Source organism: Candidatus Protofrankia datiscae (assembly GCF_000177615.2).
GTDB classification, from domain to species: Bacteria; Actinomycetota; Actinomycetes; order Frankiales; family Frankiaceae; genus Protofrankia; species Protofrankia coriariae.
In genome coordinates this window covers 4,820,684-4,838,767 of record NC_015656.1, presented here as the reverse complement: position 1 = coordinate 4,838,767, position 18,084 = coordinate 4,820,684, and the positions used below count along the sequence as shown (strand labels likewise).

Annotated in this window: 16 protein-coding genes and 1 pseudogene; 5 read left to right on the top strand and 12 right to left on the bottom strand. The window is 68.9% G+C overall.

All coding sequences use genetic code 11. The annotated features are described in order from the left end of the window. Positions 1-511 precede the first annotated feature (511 nt). The 7 genes and pseudogenes from FSYMDG_RS20365 to FSYMDG_RS20335 all read right to left on the bottom strand — a co-directional run bounded on the left by FSYMDG_RS20365 (position 512) and on the right by FSYMDG_RS20335 (position 7,503). Positions 512-1,144 (bottom strand): GNAT family N-acetyltransferase, encoded by a 633-nt coding sequence (locus tag FSYMDG_RS20365; protein ID WP_013875277.1) that lies wholly within the window; start codon positions 1,142-1,144, stop codon positions 512-514. Beyond that, positions 1,141-1,815 carry a MogA/MoaB family molybdenum cofactor biosynthesis protein gene (locus FSYMDG_RS20360; RefSeq protein ID WP_013875276.1) on the bottom strand — a complete coding sequence of 225 codons (675 nt, stop codon included), beginning with the start codon at positions 1,813-1,815 and terminating at the stop codon, positions 1,141-1,143. The genes FSYMDG_RS20365 and FSYMDG_RS20360 overlap by 4 nt, the downstream gene beginning before the upstream one ends. Next, positions 1,812-2,276 (bottom strand): cyclic pyranopterin monophosphate synthase MoaC, encoded by a 465-nt coding sequence (gene moaC, locus FSYMDG_RS20355; protein ID WP_050803835.1) that lies wholly within the window; start codon positions 2,274-2,276, stop codon positions 1,812-1,814. The genes FSYMDG_RS20360 and moaC overlap by 4 nt, the downstream gene beginning before the upstream one ends. A 53-nt stretch (positions 2,277-2,329) precedes the next feature. Further along, positions 2,330-3,613, bottom strand: a complete 1,284-nt coding sequence (gene glp, locus FSYMDG_RS20350) for a molybdotransferase-like divisome protein Glp (protein WP_013875274.1) — start codon at positions 3,611-3,613, stop codon at positions 2,330-2,332. 73 nt (positions 3,614-3,686) lie between these two features. Next, positions 3,687-4,616, bottom strand: a complete 930-nt coding sequence (gene galU / locus FSYMDG_RS20345) for a UTP--glucose-1-phosphate uridylyltransferase GalU (RefSeq protein WP_013875273.1) — start codon at positions 4,614-4,616, stop codon at positions 3,687-3,689. 171 nt (positions 4,617-4,787) lie between these two features. Next, the gene (locus FSYMDG_RS20340) at positions 4,788-5,384 is read right to left on the bottom strand and encodes an HD domain-containing protein (RefSeq protein ID WP_013875272.1); all 597 of its coding nucleotides are present in this window, start codon (positions 5,382-5,384) and stop codon (positions 4,788-4,790) included. A 498-nt stretch (positions 5,385-5,882) separates the two neighbouring features. Then, positions 5,883-7,503 (bottom strand): annotated as a pseudogene (locus tag FSYMDG_RS20335) (hydantoinase B/oxoprolinase family protein). Between the two features lie 678 nt (positions 7,504-8,181). On the opposite strand from FSYMDG_RS20335, the gene FSYMDG_RS20330 reads away from it, so the two are divergent. Continuing rightward, a complete protein-coding gene (locus FSYMDG_RS20330) occupies positions 8,182-8,826 on the top strand; it encodes an adenylate kinase family protein (protein ID WP_013875270.1) in 645 nt (214 codons plus the stop codon). A 258-nt stretch (positions 8,827-9,084) separates the two neighbouring features. Further along, a complete protein-coding gene (hisS, locus tag FSYMDG_RS20325) occupies positions 9,085-10,404 on the top strand; it encodes a histidine--tRNA ligase (RefSeq protein ID WP_013875269.1) in 1,320 nt (439 codons plus the stop codon). Positions 10,405-10,439: 35 nt separating this feature from the next. Here the strand turns inward: hisS and FSYMDG_RS20320 are convergent, their stop codons facing one another. The 5 genes from FSYMDG_RS20320 to FSYMDG_RS26495 form a co-directional block, all read right to left on the bottom strand. Further along, positions 10,440-11,240, bottom strand: a complete 801-nt coding sequence (locus FSYMDG_RS20320; protein ID WP_013875268.1) for a hypothetical protein — start codon at positions 11,238-11,240, stop codon at positions 10,440-10,442. Positions 11,241-11,416: 176 nt separating this feature from the next. Further along, positions 11,417-12,307 carry an IS3 family transposase gene (locus tag FSYMDG_RS20315; protein ID WP_237703101.1) on the bottom strand — a complete coding sequence of 297 codons (891 nt, stop codon included), beginning with the start codon at positions 12,305-12,307 and terminating at the stop codon, positions 11,417-11,419. A 17-nt stretch (positions 12,308-12,324) separates the two neighbouring features. Then, complete coding sequence (locus FSYMDG_RS28875; protein WP_043602641.1) at positions 12,325-12,615, bottom strand: transposase; 291 nt, start codon at positions 12,613-12,615, stop codon at positions 12,325-12,327. Between the two features lie 136 nt (positions 12,616-12,751). Beyond that, positions 12,752-14,188 (bottom strand): IS66 family transposase, encoded by a 1,437-nt coding sequence (tnpC, locus tag FSYMDG_RS20305; protein WP_013871651.1) that lies wholly within the window; start codon positions 14,186-14,188, stop codon positions 12,752-12,754. Positions 14,189-14,304: 116 nt separating this feature from the next. Beyond that, complete coding sequence (locus FSYMDG_RS26495; RefSeq protein WP_131772882.1) at positions 14,305-14,748, bottom strand: hypothetical protein; 444 nt, start codon at positions 14,746-14,748, stop codon at positions 14,305-14,307. Between the two features lie 762 nt (positions 14,749-15,510). Here FSYMDG_RS26495 and cas6 point away from each other — a divergent pair. From cas6 to FSYMDG_RS20285, 3 genes are all read left to right on the top strand, one after another. Next, complete coding sequence (gene cas6 / locus FSYMDG_RS20295) at positions 15,511-16,386, top strand: CRISPR system precrRNA processing endoribonuclease RAMP protein Cas6 (protein ID WP_013875266.1); 876 nt, start codon at positions 15,511-15,513, stop codon at positions 16,384-16,386. 314 nt (positions 16,387-16,700) lie between these two features. Continuing rightward, positions 16,701-16,997, top strand: a complete 297-nt coding sequence (locus FSYMDG_RS20290) for a hypothetical protein (protein ID WP_013875265.1) — start codon at positions 16,701-16,703, stop codon at positions 16,995-16,997. A gap of 418 nt (positions 16,998-17,415) precedes the next feature. Further along, the gene (locus FSYMDG_RS20285) at positions 17,416-18,084 is read left to right on the top strand and encodes a response regulator (RefSeq protein WP_013875264.1); all 669 of its coding nucleotides are present in this window, start codon (positions 17,416-17,418) and stop codon (positions 18,082-18,084) included.

Sequence of the window (18,084 nt, the reverse complement as noted above, 5' to 3'; positions counted from 1 at the left end):
GACCGCGAACCACGAAGCGTCCGTACGAGCCTCAGGCGGCGCGGACTGCCGTACAGGCGAGTTGACCATGGACGGTGGCCTTCCTGCCGACTCGGATATCGAAGATGACGTTGGCGGACCCGGACCCCGCATGTCGACCGCGCCGAAAACGAGGGGCTCCGACGGCCCGATCATGGGCGTTCGCGCCGGAGAGGACAGGGACGCCCGGCGGCGCGACGCCTCTATCCTCAGGCGCTTCGAGGAACGCTAGTGAGCGAATACCGTCCGGTCACCGACCCGAAGAGCGCGTGTCGCGACATCGCAGCCCACATCACGTTCACGCTTAGTAACTGAATTGAGGTCGAGAAAAGCCCACCGGGCCGACCAACATCACGAAACGGCGACTCGCACAGCACAAAAGGATCTTAACGGACAGACAAACCATGACAACCATCCCTACGTATGGCCGACGTCACATCTGAAAGTAGATGTTTGACTACTCTCAGTTAATGTCGGGTAGGCGCTGTTGATCTCAGCTATCTGGCGTGCGGACGCTGTGCCAGCGGTTCAGCAGTCCTTCCGGAGCGTCCTCCATGGTGATGGCGTAGCTGATGTGGTCCCGGTAAGCCCCGCCGATCGCCAGATAGCGCCGGTGGAACCCCTCCTCGCGGAACCCGAGCTTTTCCACCACCCGCCGGCTCGCGGTGTTCTCCGGCCGGACGTGCGCCTCCACCCGGTGCAGCGCCACCACCGTGAAAGAGTGATCCACCACCAGCGCCAATGCGGTCGGGGTTATCCCACGGCCGGCATACATACGGTCAACCCAGTAACCGACATGGCCGCTGTTCAACGCCCCACGAACGATCGTGGAAACGGTGATCTGCCCTACCAGCCGGCCCTCGAACGTCACGGCGAACGGCAGGGCCTGGCCAAGACGTGCCTGCTGCCGCAGCCGCCGCACCATCTGGAGGTAAACCCCGACGGTCTGGCGCCGCGCCCACGCGTCATCGGTGGCGGGCAGCGCCTTCGGTGTCGCCTCCCACGGCGCGAGCCAGTCGCCGTTGCGTAGCCGGATGTCGACCCAGGTCGCGGCCTCGCGCAGCCGCAGGGGACGCACACCCACCGGCCCGTCCGTGAGACTCACCGGCCACCCGGGCGCACTCATCCCGTCTTCTTCCGCGGGCTCCGGCCGGCGTCCGCCGCGTCATCGGCATGATCGCGACGGCCGTCACGGGAGTCCGCGTGATCGTGACGGCCGTCGCGGGAGCCGGCGTGATGATGCTCCCCGCCGCCCCTGATCTGCGCGACGGCATGCCCGACCACGCCGGCGAGCACGGCCATCCCGTCGGCGACGCCACCGGTGGAGCCCGGCAGGTTCACCACCAGCGTCCCGTCCCGCACACCGGCGATCCCGCGGGAGAGGACCGCCGTCGGGACCGTCTCCCGGCCGGCCGCGCGCAGCGCCTCGGCGAGCCCGGGAACCTCACGGTCGATCACCAGCCGGGTCGCCTCCGGTGTGACGTCCCTGGGTGCGAGCCCGGTGCCGCCGGTGGTGACGACCAGATGGGCCCCGGCGCGCACCGCCGCCGTCAGCGCGGCCACGATCGCGTCGGACTCGTCCGGGACGACAACCACGTCGTCGACGGCGAACCCGATCCGGCCGAGCGCCCCGGCCGCCAGCGGCCCAGAGCGGTCGGCGTACCCGCCGGTGTGCGCGCGGTCCGAAACGGTGATCACCCGGGCGCGGGCCCCGGCCGGCACCCCGGACGACCCGGCCGGCGTTCCCGGGGCTGTCGGCTCTCCGGGCGGCTTGGCCGGCGTCCCCGCCTGGCTCACCGTGGCGCTCCCGCGTCCGGCGCGGCGGTGGCCGGGTGGCGCCGCCAGTCATCCGACCGCCCACCGGTCTTCACCAGCAGTTGGACGTCGGTGAGCGTCGCGGCCGGATCGACCGCCTTGACCATGTCGTGCAGCGTGAGCCCGGCCACCGCGACCGCGGTCAACGCCTCCATCTCCACACCGGTGCGGTCCGTCGTCCGGACGGTCGCGGTGATCTCAACACCATGGTCGTGGACGTCGACGTCGACCCGGACCCCCGACAGCGCGATCGGATGGCACAGCGGGATGAGCTCGGACGTGCGCTTGGCGCCCATGATGCCCGCCACCCTGGCCACCCCGAGCGCGTCCCCCTTGGGCACGCCGGCCCCGCGGAGCAGGTCGACGACGGCGGGGGTCACCCGCAGGCAGCCGCGGGCCGTCGCCGTCCGCGCGGTCACCTCCTTGGCGGAGACGTCGACCATCCGGGCGGCACCGGTGGCGTCCACGTGGGTCAGCTTCGGCCCGTCCGGCTCGGTCACCCGCCCACCTCCACGCGCCGCCGGTCGGCCGGCAGCGCCCCGCCGAGGCGGCCGGCAGCCGTCACCTCGTCGTCGAGCAGCAGCGCGGTCAGCTCCCGCCCGGCCGGCACCTCACCGCCGTCCGCCGGAACGATCAACAGCGCGTCCGCGGCCGCCAGCGCCGACAGCTGGTGGGCGCCCTGGCCACCGGTGAGATGCGCCACGGGCGGCCGGCCCTCGCCGCCATCGGCCAGCCGGACCCGCAGGTACGAACGGCGGCCCGCGGCGGCCCGCACCGGCTGGGCCGTCGTGACCACCAGCGTCGGACGGTGCACGGACGCGAGCCCGCGCATCCGCCGCAACGCGGGCCTGACGAACAGCTCGAACGACACCAGCGCGCTGACCGGATTACCGGGCAGGGTGAACACGGGCACACCGTCGAGCACCCCGAATCCCTGCGGCATCCCGGGCCGCATGGCGAGCCGCTCGAAACGGACCGTCCCCGCGGCGGCGAGGACCTGTTTGACCACGTCAAAGGCGCCCACACTCACCCCGCCGGTAGTGATCACAGCGTCGGTGTCGGTGCGGACGTCGCCGAGCAGCGCGGCGAACGCGTCCGGGGAGTCGGGCACGCCGGCAAGCCGCCGGACCCGCGCGCCCGCCTCCCGCGCCGCCGCCGCCACCGCGTGGCTGTTGGAGTCGACGATCTGCCCGGGCCCGAGCGTCCCACCGACCTCGACCAGCTCGCTGCCGGTCGACAGGACCGCCACCCGGGGACGCGGGTGGACGGTGGGCGCCGCCACGTTCAGGGCCGCGAGCAGGCCGATCTGGGCCGCGCCGAGCAGCCGCCCGGCGGGCAGGACCAGGTCGCCGACGGCCACGTCCTCCCCGGCGCGCCGGATGTTCTGCCCGGGCACGGGCGCGCGCGCCACGGTGACCTGGTCCATCCGGCCGTCGGTCCACTCGATCTGGACGACGGTGTCGGCGCCGGGCGGCAACGGCGCCCCCGTCATGATCCGGACGGCGGTGCCGGGCGCCACCGGCGCCGGGGTGCCCGGCGCGGCCGGGATGTCCCCGGTGACCGGCAGGGTCACCGGGTGGTCGGGGCCGGCGCCGGCGACGTCCGCGGCGTGCAGGGCATAGCCGTCCATGGCCGAGTTGTCGAACCCGGGCAGGGCGGTGGTCGCGTGCAGGTCGGCGGCGAGCACGCAGCCGTGGGCGGAGCCCAGCGGCAACGGCCGTGGGGGTAACGGGCCGACCGCGGCGAGGATGTCGGCGAGGTGCGCGTCCACCGACTTCACGTCGATCGCCTCACACCCATCGCCTCCACGCCGCCAGGCCCGCCGGCCACCACACCTGTCACCGGCCGGGCTCTCACGGACCGGGGTCCGCCTTGGGGCCGCCGGCGGAGACGTACTCCTCCAGCCACGGGTAGAGCTCCCCGCCGATGTCCGGCCGCTCGCAGGCGAGCCGGATCACGGCCTTGAGATAGTCCACCCGGTCACCGGTGTCGTACCGGCGTCCGGTGAAGACCACTCCGTGGACGGGCTCGCCCGCATCGTCGCCGAGGTGGGCCAGCGTCCGCAAGGCGTCGGTGAGCTGGATCTCGTTCCCGCGGCCGGGCGGCGTCTGCCGCAACACGTCGAAGACCGCTGGTGACAGGACGTACCGGCCAATGATCGCGAGGTTGCTGGGCGCCTCGTCGACCGGGGGCTTCTCCACCAGGTCCCGGATGCGGACGGTCTGGTAGCGCTCCCCCGCCGGCCCGACGGCCGTCGGGTCGACCGTCGCCACCCCGTACAACGAGACAAGATCTTCTGGAACCTCCATGAGACCGACGACGCTGCCGCCGAAACGCTCCCGCACCGCGAGCATCTCCACCAGCAGCGGATCACGCTCGTCGATCAGGTCGTCGCCGAGCAGGACCGCGAAGGGCTCGTCGCCGACGTGCCCGGCCGCGCACAGCACGGCATGGCCGAGCCCCCGCGGGGCCTGCTGGCGGACCGAGTGCACCTCGGCGAGCTCGGCCGACGCGCGGATGCGCCCCAGCCGGGTCGTGTCACCCTTGCGTTCCAGGGCCGCCTCGAGTTCGGCCTCCCGGTCGAAATGGTCCTCCACCGCCTTCTTGGTGCGGCTCGTGACAAGAAGCACATCCCGCAGACCGGCGCGGGAAGCCTCCTCCACCACATACTCGATGGCTGGCCGGTCGACGACCGGGAGCATCTCCTTGGGTAGGGACTTGGTCGCCGGCAGGAACCTGGTGCCGAGGCCCGCGGCCGGAATCACCGCCTTCTTCACTGACATGGGCGAAACCCTAGCCGCTCGACGGAGGGGTCGGTGGTTTCCATCGCGGCCGCAGCGGTTTCCACCTGCAGCTTCCCTACAGCTTCCGTAGCCGTAGGTGGAAACGGTCGCTGTCGTGACGGTTTCCGCCTACAGGACCGCTGTCACCGCTGTCACCGCTGTCGTGCGTGTTCAGGGCAGGCTGGCCAGCTCGCGGCGCAGGCTGGCGAGTTCCCGGCGCAGGTTGGCCCGGGCCATCGGTTCCCAGTGCCGGGACGCCCAGGGCGTGGCGTAGACGCGCTGATCGAGCAGCGTGCGCAGCACGGTGGCCCGGCCGGAGACCCAGCGCTCCTGCGAGACCCAGGCATACTCCCGCCGCACCCTGCGGGCGTAGACGTCGTACGCGGGCGCCGGCCGGGCCAGCACCCGCAGATCCGCGTCGTTGACCACGGCTTCGTCCGGACCCGTGGACAGGTGGGTCGCGGTCGCCCGCACCAGCCGGTCGACGCCGGCGGCCACCGACCGCGGACAGCCCAGAGCGGTCAATGTGGCGGCCGCGAGTTCGCCCGATCGGGCCTCGTTGTCACTCGTCCGCGTGTCGTAGACCGCGTCGTGGAAGAAGACCGCGAGTCTGCAGGCGGGCAGCGCGGACGTCGGGTTGTCCGCTCCGCCCGGCCGAGCCCACCCGCCGTCCCGTTCCCGGCCGCCTGCCCAGTCCCGGTCCTGCTCCCGGCCGCGGTCCCGATCGGCCGTGACGAGCAGCCGCAGCGCGGCCAACGTCTCACTCACGTGACGCAGCGTGTGGTAAAAGCGGCCGGGCTCGCAGTAGCGGAGAGCGAGATTCTCGAATGCGGACGCCCGTTCGGCGGCATCCGCCCGCGCACCCGCCGACAGCAGGGCGGCGTCGAACGACCGCGCCAGCGACGACAGCACCACCGTGTCCACCGGACCTCCCCCATGGCCACGGGGCGCAACCCCGTGGCCTCACAACCGTGACCAACCAACCGTGACTCACCGTGCCCATGAACGGACTTCGGTTCGACCATGAGTACGTTCCGTGCAGCTGCACCCCAGAAATAACCAAGTCAACCAACAAAAGATTATAAAAATAACATTGGAACAACATCATAACAGCATCGAACAAAAAATGGATCATAACGATGCCGCATACGCGACATCGCCCCGACCAAAGATCGATATCGATCTGACCGGATATGCGGCCCAGCTCCGTACATCGATCCGTACGTCCCCGGCAGCCGCCGTGGCCCTGGCGGGAGCCCTCAGCCCTCAGCCGTCGGACTGGCCCCAGCCGCCGCCGCCGGGAGTACGGATCGTGACGACCGACCCGGCCGCCAGTTCCAGACCTGCCTTGGGAGGCAGCCGCACACCGTCCACCTCGTTGCGCCCCACCGCGCCCGGCCCGCCGCCGGCAGCGCCCCGCGGGGCGCTGCCGGCGGCGGTCGGTGAGCAACGACAGGGTGGCCTCCTGAAGCACCCGGATCGAGCGCACCAGCCCCGCGCCACCGGGATGCCGACCAGCCCCGGAGGTGGCCACGTCGAGCTCGTAGCGTTCGACCCGCATCGGGTACTCCAGCTCCAGGGCTTCGATCGGGGTGTTCAGGGTGTTGGTCATGCCCACGTGCACACCGGACGGCCCCGGCCCGCGCGCGGACGCGCCCTGGCCACCGGCGAGCGTCTCGTAGTACGTCCACCCCCGCCCGCCGATGATCAGATTGTTCATCGTGCCCTGTCCCTGCGCGGGCAGGACCGGGCCGTCGCCGGGCCCGCGCTGCCCGGCCCCGTCGCCCGCCGCGGGCCCACCAGTCCCACCAGCCCCGCGGGCTGTGTGGGCTGTGCGGGCCGCGACGGCCTGGGACAGGGCCGCCAGCACCGTGTCGGCGATCCGCTGGGACGTCTCGACGTTGCCGGCGACCACGGCGGACGGCCGGCGCGCGTCCACCAGGGATCCGGGCTGCGTCAGTACCTCCAGCGGGGCGTAGGTGCCGTCGTTCGCCGGAACGTCCTCGGGCAGCAGCACCCGCAGCGCGAAACAGCAGGCCGACCGGGTGACCGCCCGCGGGCAGTTCACGTTGCCGGGCACCGCCGGTGAGGTGCCCGCGAAGTCGACCGTCAGCGCGTCGCCGTCGATCGTCACCGCCACCCGGATCGGGATGTCGTCGTCGGTCATGCCGTCGCCCTCGACCTCGCCGGCGGCGATGTACCGGCCGTCCGGCAGCCCCGCGATCATCGCCCGGGACCGTCGCTCGCCGTAGGCCAGCACCTCGGTGAACGCCGTCAGCACGACGTCCAGGCCACGGCGTTCGATCAGTTCGGCCAGCCTGGTGCCGGCCAGCTGGTTCGCCGCGGCCTGGGCCCGCAGGTCGCCGCGGCGCAGCTGCGGGGTGCGCGAGTTCGCGCAGATCAGCTCGAGGATGTCGGTGCGCCACTCACCGTCCGCGATCAGCCGCACCGGCGGGATGATGAGCCCCTCCGCGTAGATCTCCCGCGAGTCGGCCGGCATCGACCCGGGGCGCATGCCACCCATGTCCGAGTGGTGCGCCCGGGTCGCGGCAAAAGCGATGATCTCGCCGTCCGCCGCCAACGGTGACACGAGCGTGACGTCGGGCAGGTGGTTCCCGCCGGCGAACGGGTCGTTGAGCACCCACACCTCGCCGGGCAGGGCGCCGCGCGCGGCCACCGCCTGCACCGACTCGTACATGGCGCCGAGGTGCACGGGGACGTGCGCGGCCTGGGCGATCATCCGGCCGGCCCGGTCGAAGAGAGCGGCCGAGCAGTCGCGGCGTTCCTTGATGTTGGACGAGTAGGCGCTGCGGACCAGCAGCGTCCCCATCTCCTCGGCGATCCCGGCGAGCCCGCTCGCCAGTACCGACAGCGTCACCGGGTCCACCCGGCCATCTTCGCCCGCTATCGGACGCCTGTCACGAATCGGCCGGCCATGCCGGCGGCCCGCCTGGCGCCAGCCCACGCGACCGGACGCACGGCCACGGCCACGGCCACGGCCACCAGCATGGCCCGCCCACTGGTACTGCCGATACCAGTAATATTCGTCAAATATCTGCCAAAACGCCGTTTTTCGCCCGTTCCCGCAGCACCGGGAACATCGAAAAGGTCATTTTGCGCCGTTTCACCGGCGAGTACGAAGATTTCCCGGGTGCGTACCTCCCGGCCCGGACGGGCACTGGTACGGTCGGGCCTCGTTCCGGTCGGCGCGGGGCCGGCGGGCGGCGGCTGGGAACAAAGCGGCCAGAAACAAACGGCAGGGAACAGGAACGGCGCTTTGTCGAGCGAACCAGGACTGCGGGCGGCACGGCTCCCGGCGCGGCTGGAACGCTCCCGCGCGCGTCCGCCGGTCGGCGTCCGAACCGGCCGCCTCATCACCGCGCCGCAGCCTGCCACCGGGCGGGCCGAGCAGCGCCAGGGCGGGACGGACCGCACCGACGACACGGCGCCGACCCGCGGACCAACGGGACGGCACCGCGCCGGCCCGCGGCCGGGCCGTGGGGAGAACATCGCACGTAACGGGGAATCCTTGGGGACCGGAGATTTCTGGTAGTCGGAGGTGGGTATGCGCAAGTTCGTCGTCATGGGCGTGCAGGGCAGCGGCAAGGGCACGCAGGCGAAAATGCTCGCCGACGACCTTGATCTCGTCCATATCAGCGTGGGTGACATTTTTCGCTGGAACGTGCAGAGCCATACCAAACTGGGCGCCCAGGTCAAACGCATCGTCGCCAGCGGCCATCTGGTCGGTGACGACCTGGTCGAGTCGGTGGTCCGGGACAGGCTCGCCAGTCACGACTGGAACTACGGTTTCGTCATCGACGGTTTCCCCCGTAACGCCCGGCAGGCCGAATTCTTCCTGGAAAGCTACGACATCGACGGAGTGATCTACCTGGACCTGCCGGACGAGGAGGTCTACCGACGGGTGCTGGCCAGACGCCTGTGCTCCCGATGCGGGCTGGACTACAACCTCATCGCCAGCCGCCCCCGGGTGGCGGACACCTGCGACGTCTGCGGCGGCCAACTGCTGACCCGCTCGGACGACAACCCCGAGGCGCTCGAGGTCCGCCTGCGTGAATACCACGCCAGGACCAGGCCGGTGATGGAGATCTTCCAGCGCAAGGAGTACGTGGCGGTCATCGACGCCCGGCGTCCGGCCGTCGACGTCCAGAGCGAGATCCGCGAGCACTTCGGCCTGCCCAAGCTGCCGTAGCCCGGCGGCCACCGGCACAGCGCCAGAGCGGAACCGACACCGTGCCGACGCGGAACCGGCATCGGGCCAGCGCGCAGCCGGCGCCGCGTGGTGCGCCACGACGTCCGTCCCTACGTCGTGGCGCAAGGGATACGGTACGGCCGGCGGGTCATGCTGGATTCAGACGCATCCCGACCAGCCGGCCGGGACGTACATGCGGTGCCCCACCGTATCCGGTGCACGACGTCAGGTAGTCCTCGAGAGGAGAACGTTTCCGCTATGAGCAACGAGCAGCTCGTCCGGCCCGCGCCGGTCAGCGGATTCCCCGAGTGGCTGCCCGAGGTGCGACTGGTCGAGCTGCGCTGGCTCGACGAGATCCGCCGGGCCTTCGAGCGCTACGGTTTCTGTTCGGTCGAAACCCCGTCCGTCGAAGCCCTCGACGTGCTGCTCGCTAAGGGGGAGACCTCACAGGAGGTCTACACCCTGCGCCGGTTGCAGGCCGATGACGGTGACGACGGCGACGCCCGGCTCGGCCTGCACTTCGACCTCACCGTGCCGTTCGCCCGGTACGTCGCGCAGCACTTCAACGACCTAGTCTTCCCGTTCAAGCGCTACCAGGTGCAGCGGGTCTGGCGCGGCGAGCGCCCGCAGGAAGGCCGCTACCGCGAATTTACCCAGTGTGACATCGACGTCATCAACGTCGACCGCGTCCCGCTGTACTTCGACGCCGAACTCCCCCGGATCGTCCACGAGATCCTCACCGGGCTCGGCGTCCCCGCCTGGTCGATCAACATCAACAACCGGAAGGTGCTGCAGGGCTTCTACGCCGGGCTCGGCATCGACGACCCGCTCGGCGTCACCCGGGTCGCGGACAAGCTGGACAAGATAGGCACCGCCGGCGTCGAGAAACTGCTCGCCAGCACGCTCGGGCTCACCCCCGAGCAGATCACGGCCTGTCTGGACCTCGCCCACATCCGCGGCGGCGACGCCGGGGTGGCCGACGACATCCGCCGGCTCGGCGTCACCTCCGACCTGCTGGACGAGGGCCTGGACGAACTGTCGTTCGTCCTCGACGAGCTCTCCGACCTGCCCGCCGGCAGCATCGTGGCGGACCTGTCCATCGCCCGCGGCCTGGACTACTACACCGGCACCGTCTACGAGGGAAAGTTCGTCGACTGGCCGGACTACGGCAGCATCTGCTCGGGCGGCCGCTACGCCGACCTCGCCGGGTCGTTCATCCGCCGTCACCTGCCCGGCGTCGGGATATCCATCGGGCTCACCCGGATCTTCGCCAAGCTCCTGGCGGAGGGACGCCTGGAAACCGCCGCCAGCTGCCCCAGCGACATCCTGGTGGTGCTCCCCAGCGACGCCCGCCGGGCCGAGGCGAGGGCCGCGGCCGCACACCTGCGCGCCCGCGGCTACAACGTCGAGACCTACCACGAGGCCGACAAACTGGGGAAACAGATCCGCTACGCGTCGCGCAAGGGCATCCCGTTCGTCTGGTTCCCGCCGTTCGAGGACGGCAAGCCGCACGAGGTCAAGAACATGGCCAGCGGCGAACAGCTCACCGCCGACCCCCAGACCTGGCACCGCCCCTGACCCAGCGCTGTCCCGCGGTCAGGCGCCGCCCACGGTCAGGCGGGCACGGTGAACGCCCGAAGCTCGCCGCGCAGCCGGCTGAGCTCGTCTACGAGCGCGTCGTCCCAGGTATCCGGCAGCCCCGCGCCGTCGACTGTCACCTGCCTGCCAAGCCCCCTGCGCAGGCCGCGCAGGCACTCCCGTAACTCCTTCGCGGACGGGGGAACGACAGCCCGGCCCGTTCGCGCGGCCTTTTCCTTCCCATGCGAGGCCGGGCTAGCGTTACGGTAGCCAGCGAGCCTGGTAGCTGCAGGGATATGCTGCGGTTTTTTCGGATCGCACAAGGTGTACCACCCGTACTCACCGCGCCTGTCCAATCTCCCGTCACGCAGCGTTCCTTCACATAGAGCGGCTGCCCGCATGGCGCACCCCCAGGCATCGCTGTCCGCCAGTGTTTCCACCAGCCGGAGCCGATCTCGCAGGAGAAGCAACGGCGCGTGATCGTGATTAGTAATTCCGATGGAATCCAGCCATGCCTGATACGTTCCACTTCCCGTGTCGGCACGAGCCGATTGCACCCAATACACCGGAACAAGTGAAAGCCTTCGCACCTGGTCCGCGAGCGGACGCAGCCGGCGCGATCCCCGCTCGAGGAGTGCCGCCGCTGCACTGATGTCCAGATTCTCAAGCGCGGAAGCAGCGACCTCGGCGAGCTCGGCGTCACCAGCGACATGGTTGAGAATCGCGTCCTGGTCGACATCCACAATCGTGCTGTCCAAGGCCGCCACGGGATTCTGCATCTTCTGCCGCAGCTCAACCAGACGGACCGGGCAAGCAGCCCACAGCGCCCATTCCATGCCAGCCAGCAGGAGCGCAAGAGCCTGCGGCTTCGGCCCTGGCCCCACAGCGATGCGGACTTCATCGTAACTAGTCAGGTAGTTTTTGACCTTGAGTTAGCTGATCGCGGGCATCCAGGGACGGCCCTCGGCAAGTTGGACGAGTGGAGGGTTCCCACTTTCGTGGACAGTCCTAACTATGCAGCACGAAGTGTTTGTCCGTCAAATTCTTCCTCGAACTCGACAGGCGTGAGATAGCCGATCGAGGAGTGCAACCGCTGCCGGTTGTAGTAGATCTCGACATATTCGAAGATCCCCGCCCGGACGCGGTCTATGGTATCGAACGGGTGGAGGTGGACGAACTCCTTCTTGAGGGTGGCCCAGAAGGACTCCGCCGCGGCGTTGTCGAAACAGATCCCGGTACGGCCGACGGAGTTTCGGACGTTGTTGTCGCGACAGAAGGCGACGAACTCACGGCTGGTGTACTGACCGCCTCGGTCGGCGTGGAATATGACGCCGCCGGGTGGCCGCCGGCGGGTGACGGCCATACGAAGCGCGTCGAGAACGAGTTCGGTGCGCATGTGATCGGCGACCGCCCAGCCGACGATCTTCCGAGAGAACGCGTCGATGACGGAGGCCATGTACACCCAGCCATCCCAGGTGCGAATATATGTTATGTCGCCGTACCACAACTGGTTCGGTGCGGACGCGGCGAAGTCTTGGCCGACAAGATCAGGCAGCGATGAGGAGTCCGCGGCCTGCACCGTCGTCACCGGCCGGCGGGGACGCGGATGCACGCTGACCAGGCCCATCGTCGCCATCAGCCGCTGGACCCGCTTGTAGGCGACGGCGACGCCCTGGCGGCGGATCTCGTGGAAGATCCGCCGCACGCCGTACCGCCCCTCGTGACGGTCGAAAACAGCTCTGATCATGGTCGACAAGGTGGCGTCGTCCTTCTCCCTCCGAGACGGGCCGCGTTTCTTCCACGCATAGTAGCCCTGTCGGGACACGTCGAGTTTCTTGCACATGTAGTCGACGGGAAAGGTGTTCGCGCCGTCGGCGGACACAGGCTTCTTCGGAGCGTGTATCGAGATGAACTCGAACTTTACTTCTGCTCGCTCGCGAAGAAGCTCGCCGCTTTTTTTAGGAAGGCGATGTCCATCTGCGCCTGCGCGTACTTCTTCCGGAGCTCCTCAAGTTCCGCGCGCTCCGACACCGACAGCGGCCGCTCCTCGGTCTCGCCGTTCTCCTTCGCCTTCTTCACCCAGTTTCCCAACGTGGTCTCGTGGATACCCAGACTCTTCGCGACCTCGGTCACCGACCGGCCCGAGTCGAGCACCAACCTTACTGCCTCGGATTTGTACTCCTGGGTGAACTTCCGGCGAGCTGACCCCATGACGCTCCTTCCCTATGGACAGCGAACCTCAGGTTCGCTGTCCACGGAAGCGGGATCACTCCAGTGCTGGTGTCAAACCGCCACGAGTTGCTGTGGTGAATGAGCCGTAACTAGTCAGGTAGTTTTTGATCTTGAGTTAGCTGATCGCGGGCATCCAGGGACGGCCCTCGGCAAGTTGGACGAGAGCGTCGAACAGGCTGATGCCGTGTTTGGTGGCGGTGGACAGGTAGCTGCGGATCGCGCAGAACTGGCGGGCGCCGGTGAGCGTGCGTAGGCAGCCGGATACCTTCTGCCGTAGTTTGATCATGCGGATGTCGCGTTCGGAGCCGTTGTTGTCCGCGGGAACCCGCCAGTCGCGGGTGAACCGAAGGTAGTCGGCTTCGCGGTCGACGAGCCGGCAGGCCAGGGCATGGCGGGCGGCCATGAGTTTCGTGCCGCGCGGCGAGGTCTGGCTGATCCCGATGTGAGCGGCGTGGCGCAGCTGCCGGGTCTGGGTGGCCGGTGCCTGCTCGTCGATGGTGACGCCGGTAGTGGCGGCGTCGACGGCGAGGCGGTGCAGGGCGACGAGCGCGTCGCCTGCCTGGGCGGCCCAGCACCAGGTTCCCGTCGGGGCCGCGTCGACGACGGCCTGTAGTTCGCGCAGCACGTGAGCGACGCACAGCTGGTGGGTGGCGCCGGTGTAGCTGTCGTAGGGGGCCCAGGCGTCGTGGACCACCACCCCACCGAAGGCGGGAAGCACCCCGAGGGCGTCGATCCCGCCGCTGCCGCGGGTGGCATGGCAGTCGATCAGCGTGTACTTGTCGGTGCGGGCGCAGTGCACCCAGTGCAGTTTCCCGGCGACCCGCAGCCCCGTCTCATCGGCCCCGATCACGTCGGCGGCGGCCAGCAGACCCCGGACGGTGTCACGGAAGCCGTCGAGTCCGGCGGCGGCACGGGCGGTCATCGCACCGACCGTGCCCGCCGAGATCGGGATCCCAACCAGCTCGGCCAGCGCGGTCGCGGTCCGCTCCTGCGACAGGAACTGACCGGAATACAGGTAGACCACCGCCGCGGCCACCCGCGGCCCGTACTGCACCGGCGCGTCCACCCCGGCCGGTGCCGCCGCCTTCGTCCGCGTCCCGCAGCCGCACTCCCGCTCGATGAGCTGATGTTCGACCACATGCGGACGTAGTTCGGGCAGGTCGAACACCTGCCGCCGTTCGGTCCGGGTCACAGGCCGGCCCGCAAGCCCCGCCCCGCACCCCGCACACGGCCCCGGCTCATGCCGCAGGCGCACATCAGGCTCAGCGAGCATCCGCAGCGTCGATCCCGGATGCCCGCCCTGCCCACCGGGCCTGCGGCCGGTCTTCTTCCGCAGCGACTTCGGTGGCGGTTTCGCCAGCCCGTCCGAACTCGGTGGCTTCGCCGAGTTCCGCGAGTTCTTCGCGACCTGAGCTTCCAGCTCGGCGATCCGCACCCGCGCCTGTTCCAACGCCGCAGCGGTCTCGACCAGCTGCGCCCGCAGACTCACCACCAGCGCCGCGAGCTCGTCATACGACGGCACCGGCGGCGACGCGGGCGGACCATCCGACACACCCGGACCCTACGGCCCGATCAACCACACAGCACCAACGACCCGGGCCTTCAGGCCATCGAGGAGTCCCAGCCAGCCGGGAAACCAAAAACAAACGATCTACCAGACCTGACCAGTTACACTTCATCAACCGTGTCAAGGCCGCCTTCGGTATCGAGTTCGTCCCAGACGTCCAGGCGAATGACAGCGAGATCGTCGAAATCGATACCACATTTCAGCAGGACTCGGCAGTCGACGTCCTGCACCGGGGCCTTGACCTCCCACAGCCGGTCAACAGGTTCGGTATCATCGGAAACGATGATCCGAATTATCGGTTTGACACCCTCTTTCCGTGCCTGAGCGATGAGCTCATCCAGACGCGGCGTCGGTGGCTCGTCACCGTGCACCGGATCCCTACCCATGGCGACAAGAATTAACACCCGCCTACCATCCAGATAGGGCCACCGCGCATAGCCGAACTCCTCGATCCCCTCATCAACAAGAGGAAGATCATATCGACGCCGCAGGAACTGGCAGATGGCCTGGGTGCCCGCACTGTCAGGTGCCTTGCCATGCGCCATCCGACACGGAAGGCTGGGGCGCTGCAACCTACTCCTCGACAAGAGAGAGGTACCCGCGTGAAGTTGCAATCCGACATGGAAAGTTGAAGCACTGCGACCACCCACTACGACGTGGGCAACGACTACTACGAGTTTCAATCCGACACGAAAAATTGGGGCGGTGCGACGTCGAGTAATTGCTGGCAGTCCTGCTCGCGGCGGGTTTCAATCCGGTGCGGAAAGTTGGGGCGGTGCGCCCGTACCACGGATCCTGGGGGGTCTGAGCCGGGGGTTTGCAAGATCGTTCCAGAACCTCCCGAGAGAGGCTGTGGATAACTGGGTGAAAATTCTTAATCGTTTACGTTTTCGCAGGTCACGGAGTTTTAGATCTTTGCCAGAACCCCCCCGTTTTTTCGGTGTGTCGGAGGTTTCAGACAACGATCATGATTTGATCGTTTGACAGCGAGGGTGGTTTGTGCCGCGGCCTGCGGGTGCGTGTGCCTCACCTCTCCATCGTCCGTCAGGGATGAGTGAGTCGCCTTGTCGGGGTGGGATGGAGGTGGACCGCGCCGGGCGCCCTGCCAGGTGGGCGGGCCCGGAGGGTGGCGCGCCTGCCCAGGCGGCCTACCGTGGAGATCCGGATCGAGCCTCGGGGCTGTGCCACGCGAAGAACCCCTGGCACGGGAGTATCACACGAAAGACGTGGAAGAGTAGATAAAGGGATAAAAACGGATAAAGCTGTAAGATCAGCAGGTGGACGGCGGAGGATGTGGAGGGTGAGCTGTGCCCGCTCGTGTTGTCGTGGCTGTCAGGCCGGTGTCGCCGGGGGCGCTGCCGCCGCCGGACACGGGGCCGGCGGTCAATGCCGCCATGCTCGCGGCCGTCCGTGAGGAGCTCTCGCCCGAGGCCAGCGCCTGGCTGCACGACGGCTCCCCAGGCGGCCCACCGGCGCGGCCGTTCGCCGTCACCCCGCTTCTCGACGAACACCAGCGTGCTCCCAACCGGTCGTCGGTGACCGTCCGTTTCGAGGTCGGGATTCTGTTCGACGACATCATCGGCTCGATGTTCGGCGCTCTGCGCAACCGTGACCGGTGGCGTTTCGGCTCCACCGACTACAGGACCGAAGCGGTCGAGTTCGTCCAAGCCGAGCCCTACCCGGACCTGCTCGCCGCCGCCACCGCCTCCCCGGCGACGTCGTGGGCGTTCGGACTGGTCACACCGGTCAGTTTCGCCACTGGACGCGGTGACGGCGCGCGCCGCCAGCGCATCCTGCCCGAGCCCGAACGGGTGTTCGGCACGCTGGCCGCCCGGTGGCTGCGCTGGGCGCCGTCCGTCGCGCCGTTACCCGCCGACGTCGAGGCCGCGATCGGCGATCACCTGGAGCTCGTCGACACGCGCCTTTTCACCACCGAGTACGTCATCAAGATCGGGGCGCCGAAACGCCGTGGCTGCGTCGGGTTCGTCCGCTACCAGCTCGCCGCGCCGGCGGACGTTCCGCCGCGGACGCGCGGCGCCATCGACGCCCTTGCCCGTTTCGCCTGCTACGCGGGCGTCGGCGACCGCACCCCCAGCGGCATGGGCTACGTCATCGCCGATCCGGACGGGGACGGCAGCGCATCGAGTGCCCGGCCGGCGCGTCGTCCCGCCCGCCCCGCGTGACACACCGGCCCGGGTAGGCAGACGGAGCCGCGCAGCCACGCCGGAGGCCGCCCGTTCCGGAGGCCGCCCGCATCCTTCGTGGTTTTCCGACCGGTATCCGGCTGTGTCCGACCAGCGCCCAGCTACGCGGTTTCGCTGACGCTCCGCTACGTCTGACCGCTGCCCGGCTGTCTGATCGGCGCCGGTGTTGTCCGGCGTGTTGTCCGGTTGAGGTCCGATCGGGGTCTGGTTGCCCGGTCGGGGTCCCGTCCCAGGTGGTTGCGGGGAGCGGGCTGGGAAATGCTGCAAGATACAGGTGAGAAGGGAGCGACCGCATGACCGACACGAAGACAGCCTGGGATGACGTGGCAAACAGTCTCACCACGCTGGGGCAACAGGTGAAGGCGCACTTCGACGACGTCGTCGGCGAGCGTCCGTTCGACCGCAGGGGGGTCGACGAGGCACTCGCCGAGCTCCGCGCGACCCTGGACCGGGCCTATTCCGCGGCTGGCCAGGCGGCGAAGGACCCGACGGTCCGCGAAAGCGCCTCAAAGATCGGCTCATCGTTCGTGGAGGCGCTGTCCAGCACCTTGATCGACCTGGGCCAGCGCCTGAAGAAACTCCGCCAGTAACGAGAAGCCCCGGGCTGGCGGAGTCCGTGAGCGGGCGAGCGCCGAGCCGGCCATCCGAGGCATGATCCAGGCGAGTTTGTCGTTGTGTACGCCTTTTGGCGCCGTAGGCGTACACAACGACAAACTCGCGGCGATCTTCCGTGATGGCTGGCGGCCGGCCCGGTGCCGGCTGGCGGCCGGCCTGGCTGTCAACGGCTGTCACGGCGGACGGTTCGCTCAGGGCCGACGGTCCGTCCGGGGGCCGTTGGAGACCTGTCGGCAAGAATCCGTGAATGCCGGGACATGTCCGGCCTGACAACGGGCGAATGCCGCCCGTTGGAAACCGGAAAAACCGTGGGATCCGAGACCGCGGGGATCCTGGCAGCGCCAGGGCAGTCCGAATGGTAAACGGTGGCACCTGCAGGTAGTGTGCTCCGCCATGGATCCGGTACGGGTATTTCTTCTGGATGATCACGAGATCGTCCGGCGTGGCATCCGGGAGGTACTGGAGGACACCGGGGAAATCCGGGTCGTCGGCGAGGCGTCGAGCGTGAGCGAGGCGTTGCGCCGCATACCCGCGTCCAACCCGCAGGTCGCGCTGCTGGACGCGCGGTTGGAGGACGGCAGCGGTATCGACGTGTGCCGGGACATCCGCTCCGCGCATCCGCAGGTCGGCTGTCTGATCCTGACGTCGTACGACGACGACGACGCCCTGTTCGCCTCGATCATGGCGGGCGCGGCCGGCTACCTGCTCAAGCAGATCAAAGGTACGGATCTCGTCGGCGCGATCCACACCATCGCCTCGGGGCGCTCCCTGCTGGACCCGGCCGTCACGCAGAAGGTGCTGGCCCGGCTGCGGGAGGGCCCCGCCGAGGACAGCAGGTTGGCGACGCTCAGCGAGCGGGAACGGGAGATTCTGCTACTGATCGCCGAAGGGCTGACCAACCGGCAGATCGCGTCCAGGATCCACCTGTCCGACAAGACGGTGAAGAACTACGTGTCGGCGATCCTCGACAAGCTCGAGCTGACCAGCCGTACCCAGGCGGCGGTTTACGCCACGAAACTCCAGGGGCAGCAGAACGGGCAACAACAGGCCGCCCAGAAATAG

What these genes read in the sequence shown, in the direction of transcription:
- FSYMDG_RS20365 (WP_013875277.1), bottom strand. Translation starts at nt 1,144, where the DNA reads ATGAGTGCGCCCGGGTGGCCGGTGAGTCTCACGGACGGGCCGGTGGGT.
- moaC (WP_050803835.1), bottom strand. Translation starts at nt 2,276, where the DNA reads ATGGTCGACGTCTCCGCCAAGGAGGTGACCGCGCGGACGGCGACGGCC.
- galU (WP_013875273.1), bottom strand. Translation starts at nt 4,616, where the DNA reads ATGTCAGTGAAGAAGGCGGTGATTCCGGCCGCGGGCCTCGGCACCAGG.
- FSYMDG_RS20330 (WP_013875270.1), top strand. Translation starts at nt 8,182, where the DNA reads ATGCGCAAGTTCGTCGTCATGGGCGTGCAGGGCAGCGGCAAGGGCACG.
- hisS (WP_013875269.1), top strand. Translation starts at nt 9,085, where the DNA reads ATGAGCAACGAGCAGCTCGTCCGGCCCGCGCCGGTCAGCGGATTCCCC.
- FSYMDG_RS20320 (WP_013875268.1), bottom strand. Translation starts at nt 11,240, where the DNA reads ATGGAATGGGCGCTGTGGGCTGCTTGCCCGGTCCGTCTGGTTGAGCTG.
- FSYMDG_RS28875 (WP_043602641.1), bottom strand. Translation starts at nt 12,615, where the DNA reads ATGGGGTCAGCTCGCCGGAAGTTCACCCAGGAGTACAAATCCGAGGCA.
- FSYMDG_RS26495 (WP_131772882.1), bottom strand. Translation starts at nt 14,748, where the DNA reads ATGGCGCATGGCAAGGCACCTGACAGTGCGGGCACCCAGGCCATCTGC.
- FSYMDG_RS20290 (WP_013875265.1), top strand. Translation starts at nt 16,701, where the DNA reads ATGACCGACACGAAGACAGCCTGGGATGACGTGGCAAACAGTCTCACC.
- FSYMDG_RS20285 (WP_013875264.1), top strand. Translation starts at nt 17,416, where the DNA reads ATGGATCCGGTACGGGTATTTCTTCTGGATGATCACGAGATCGTCCGG.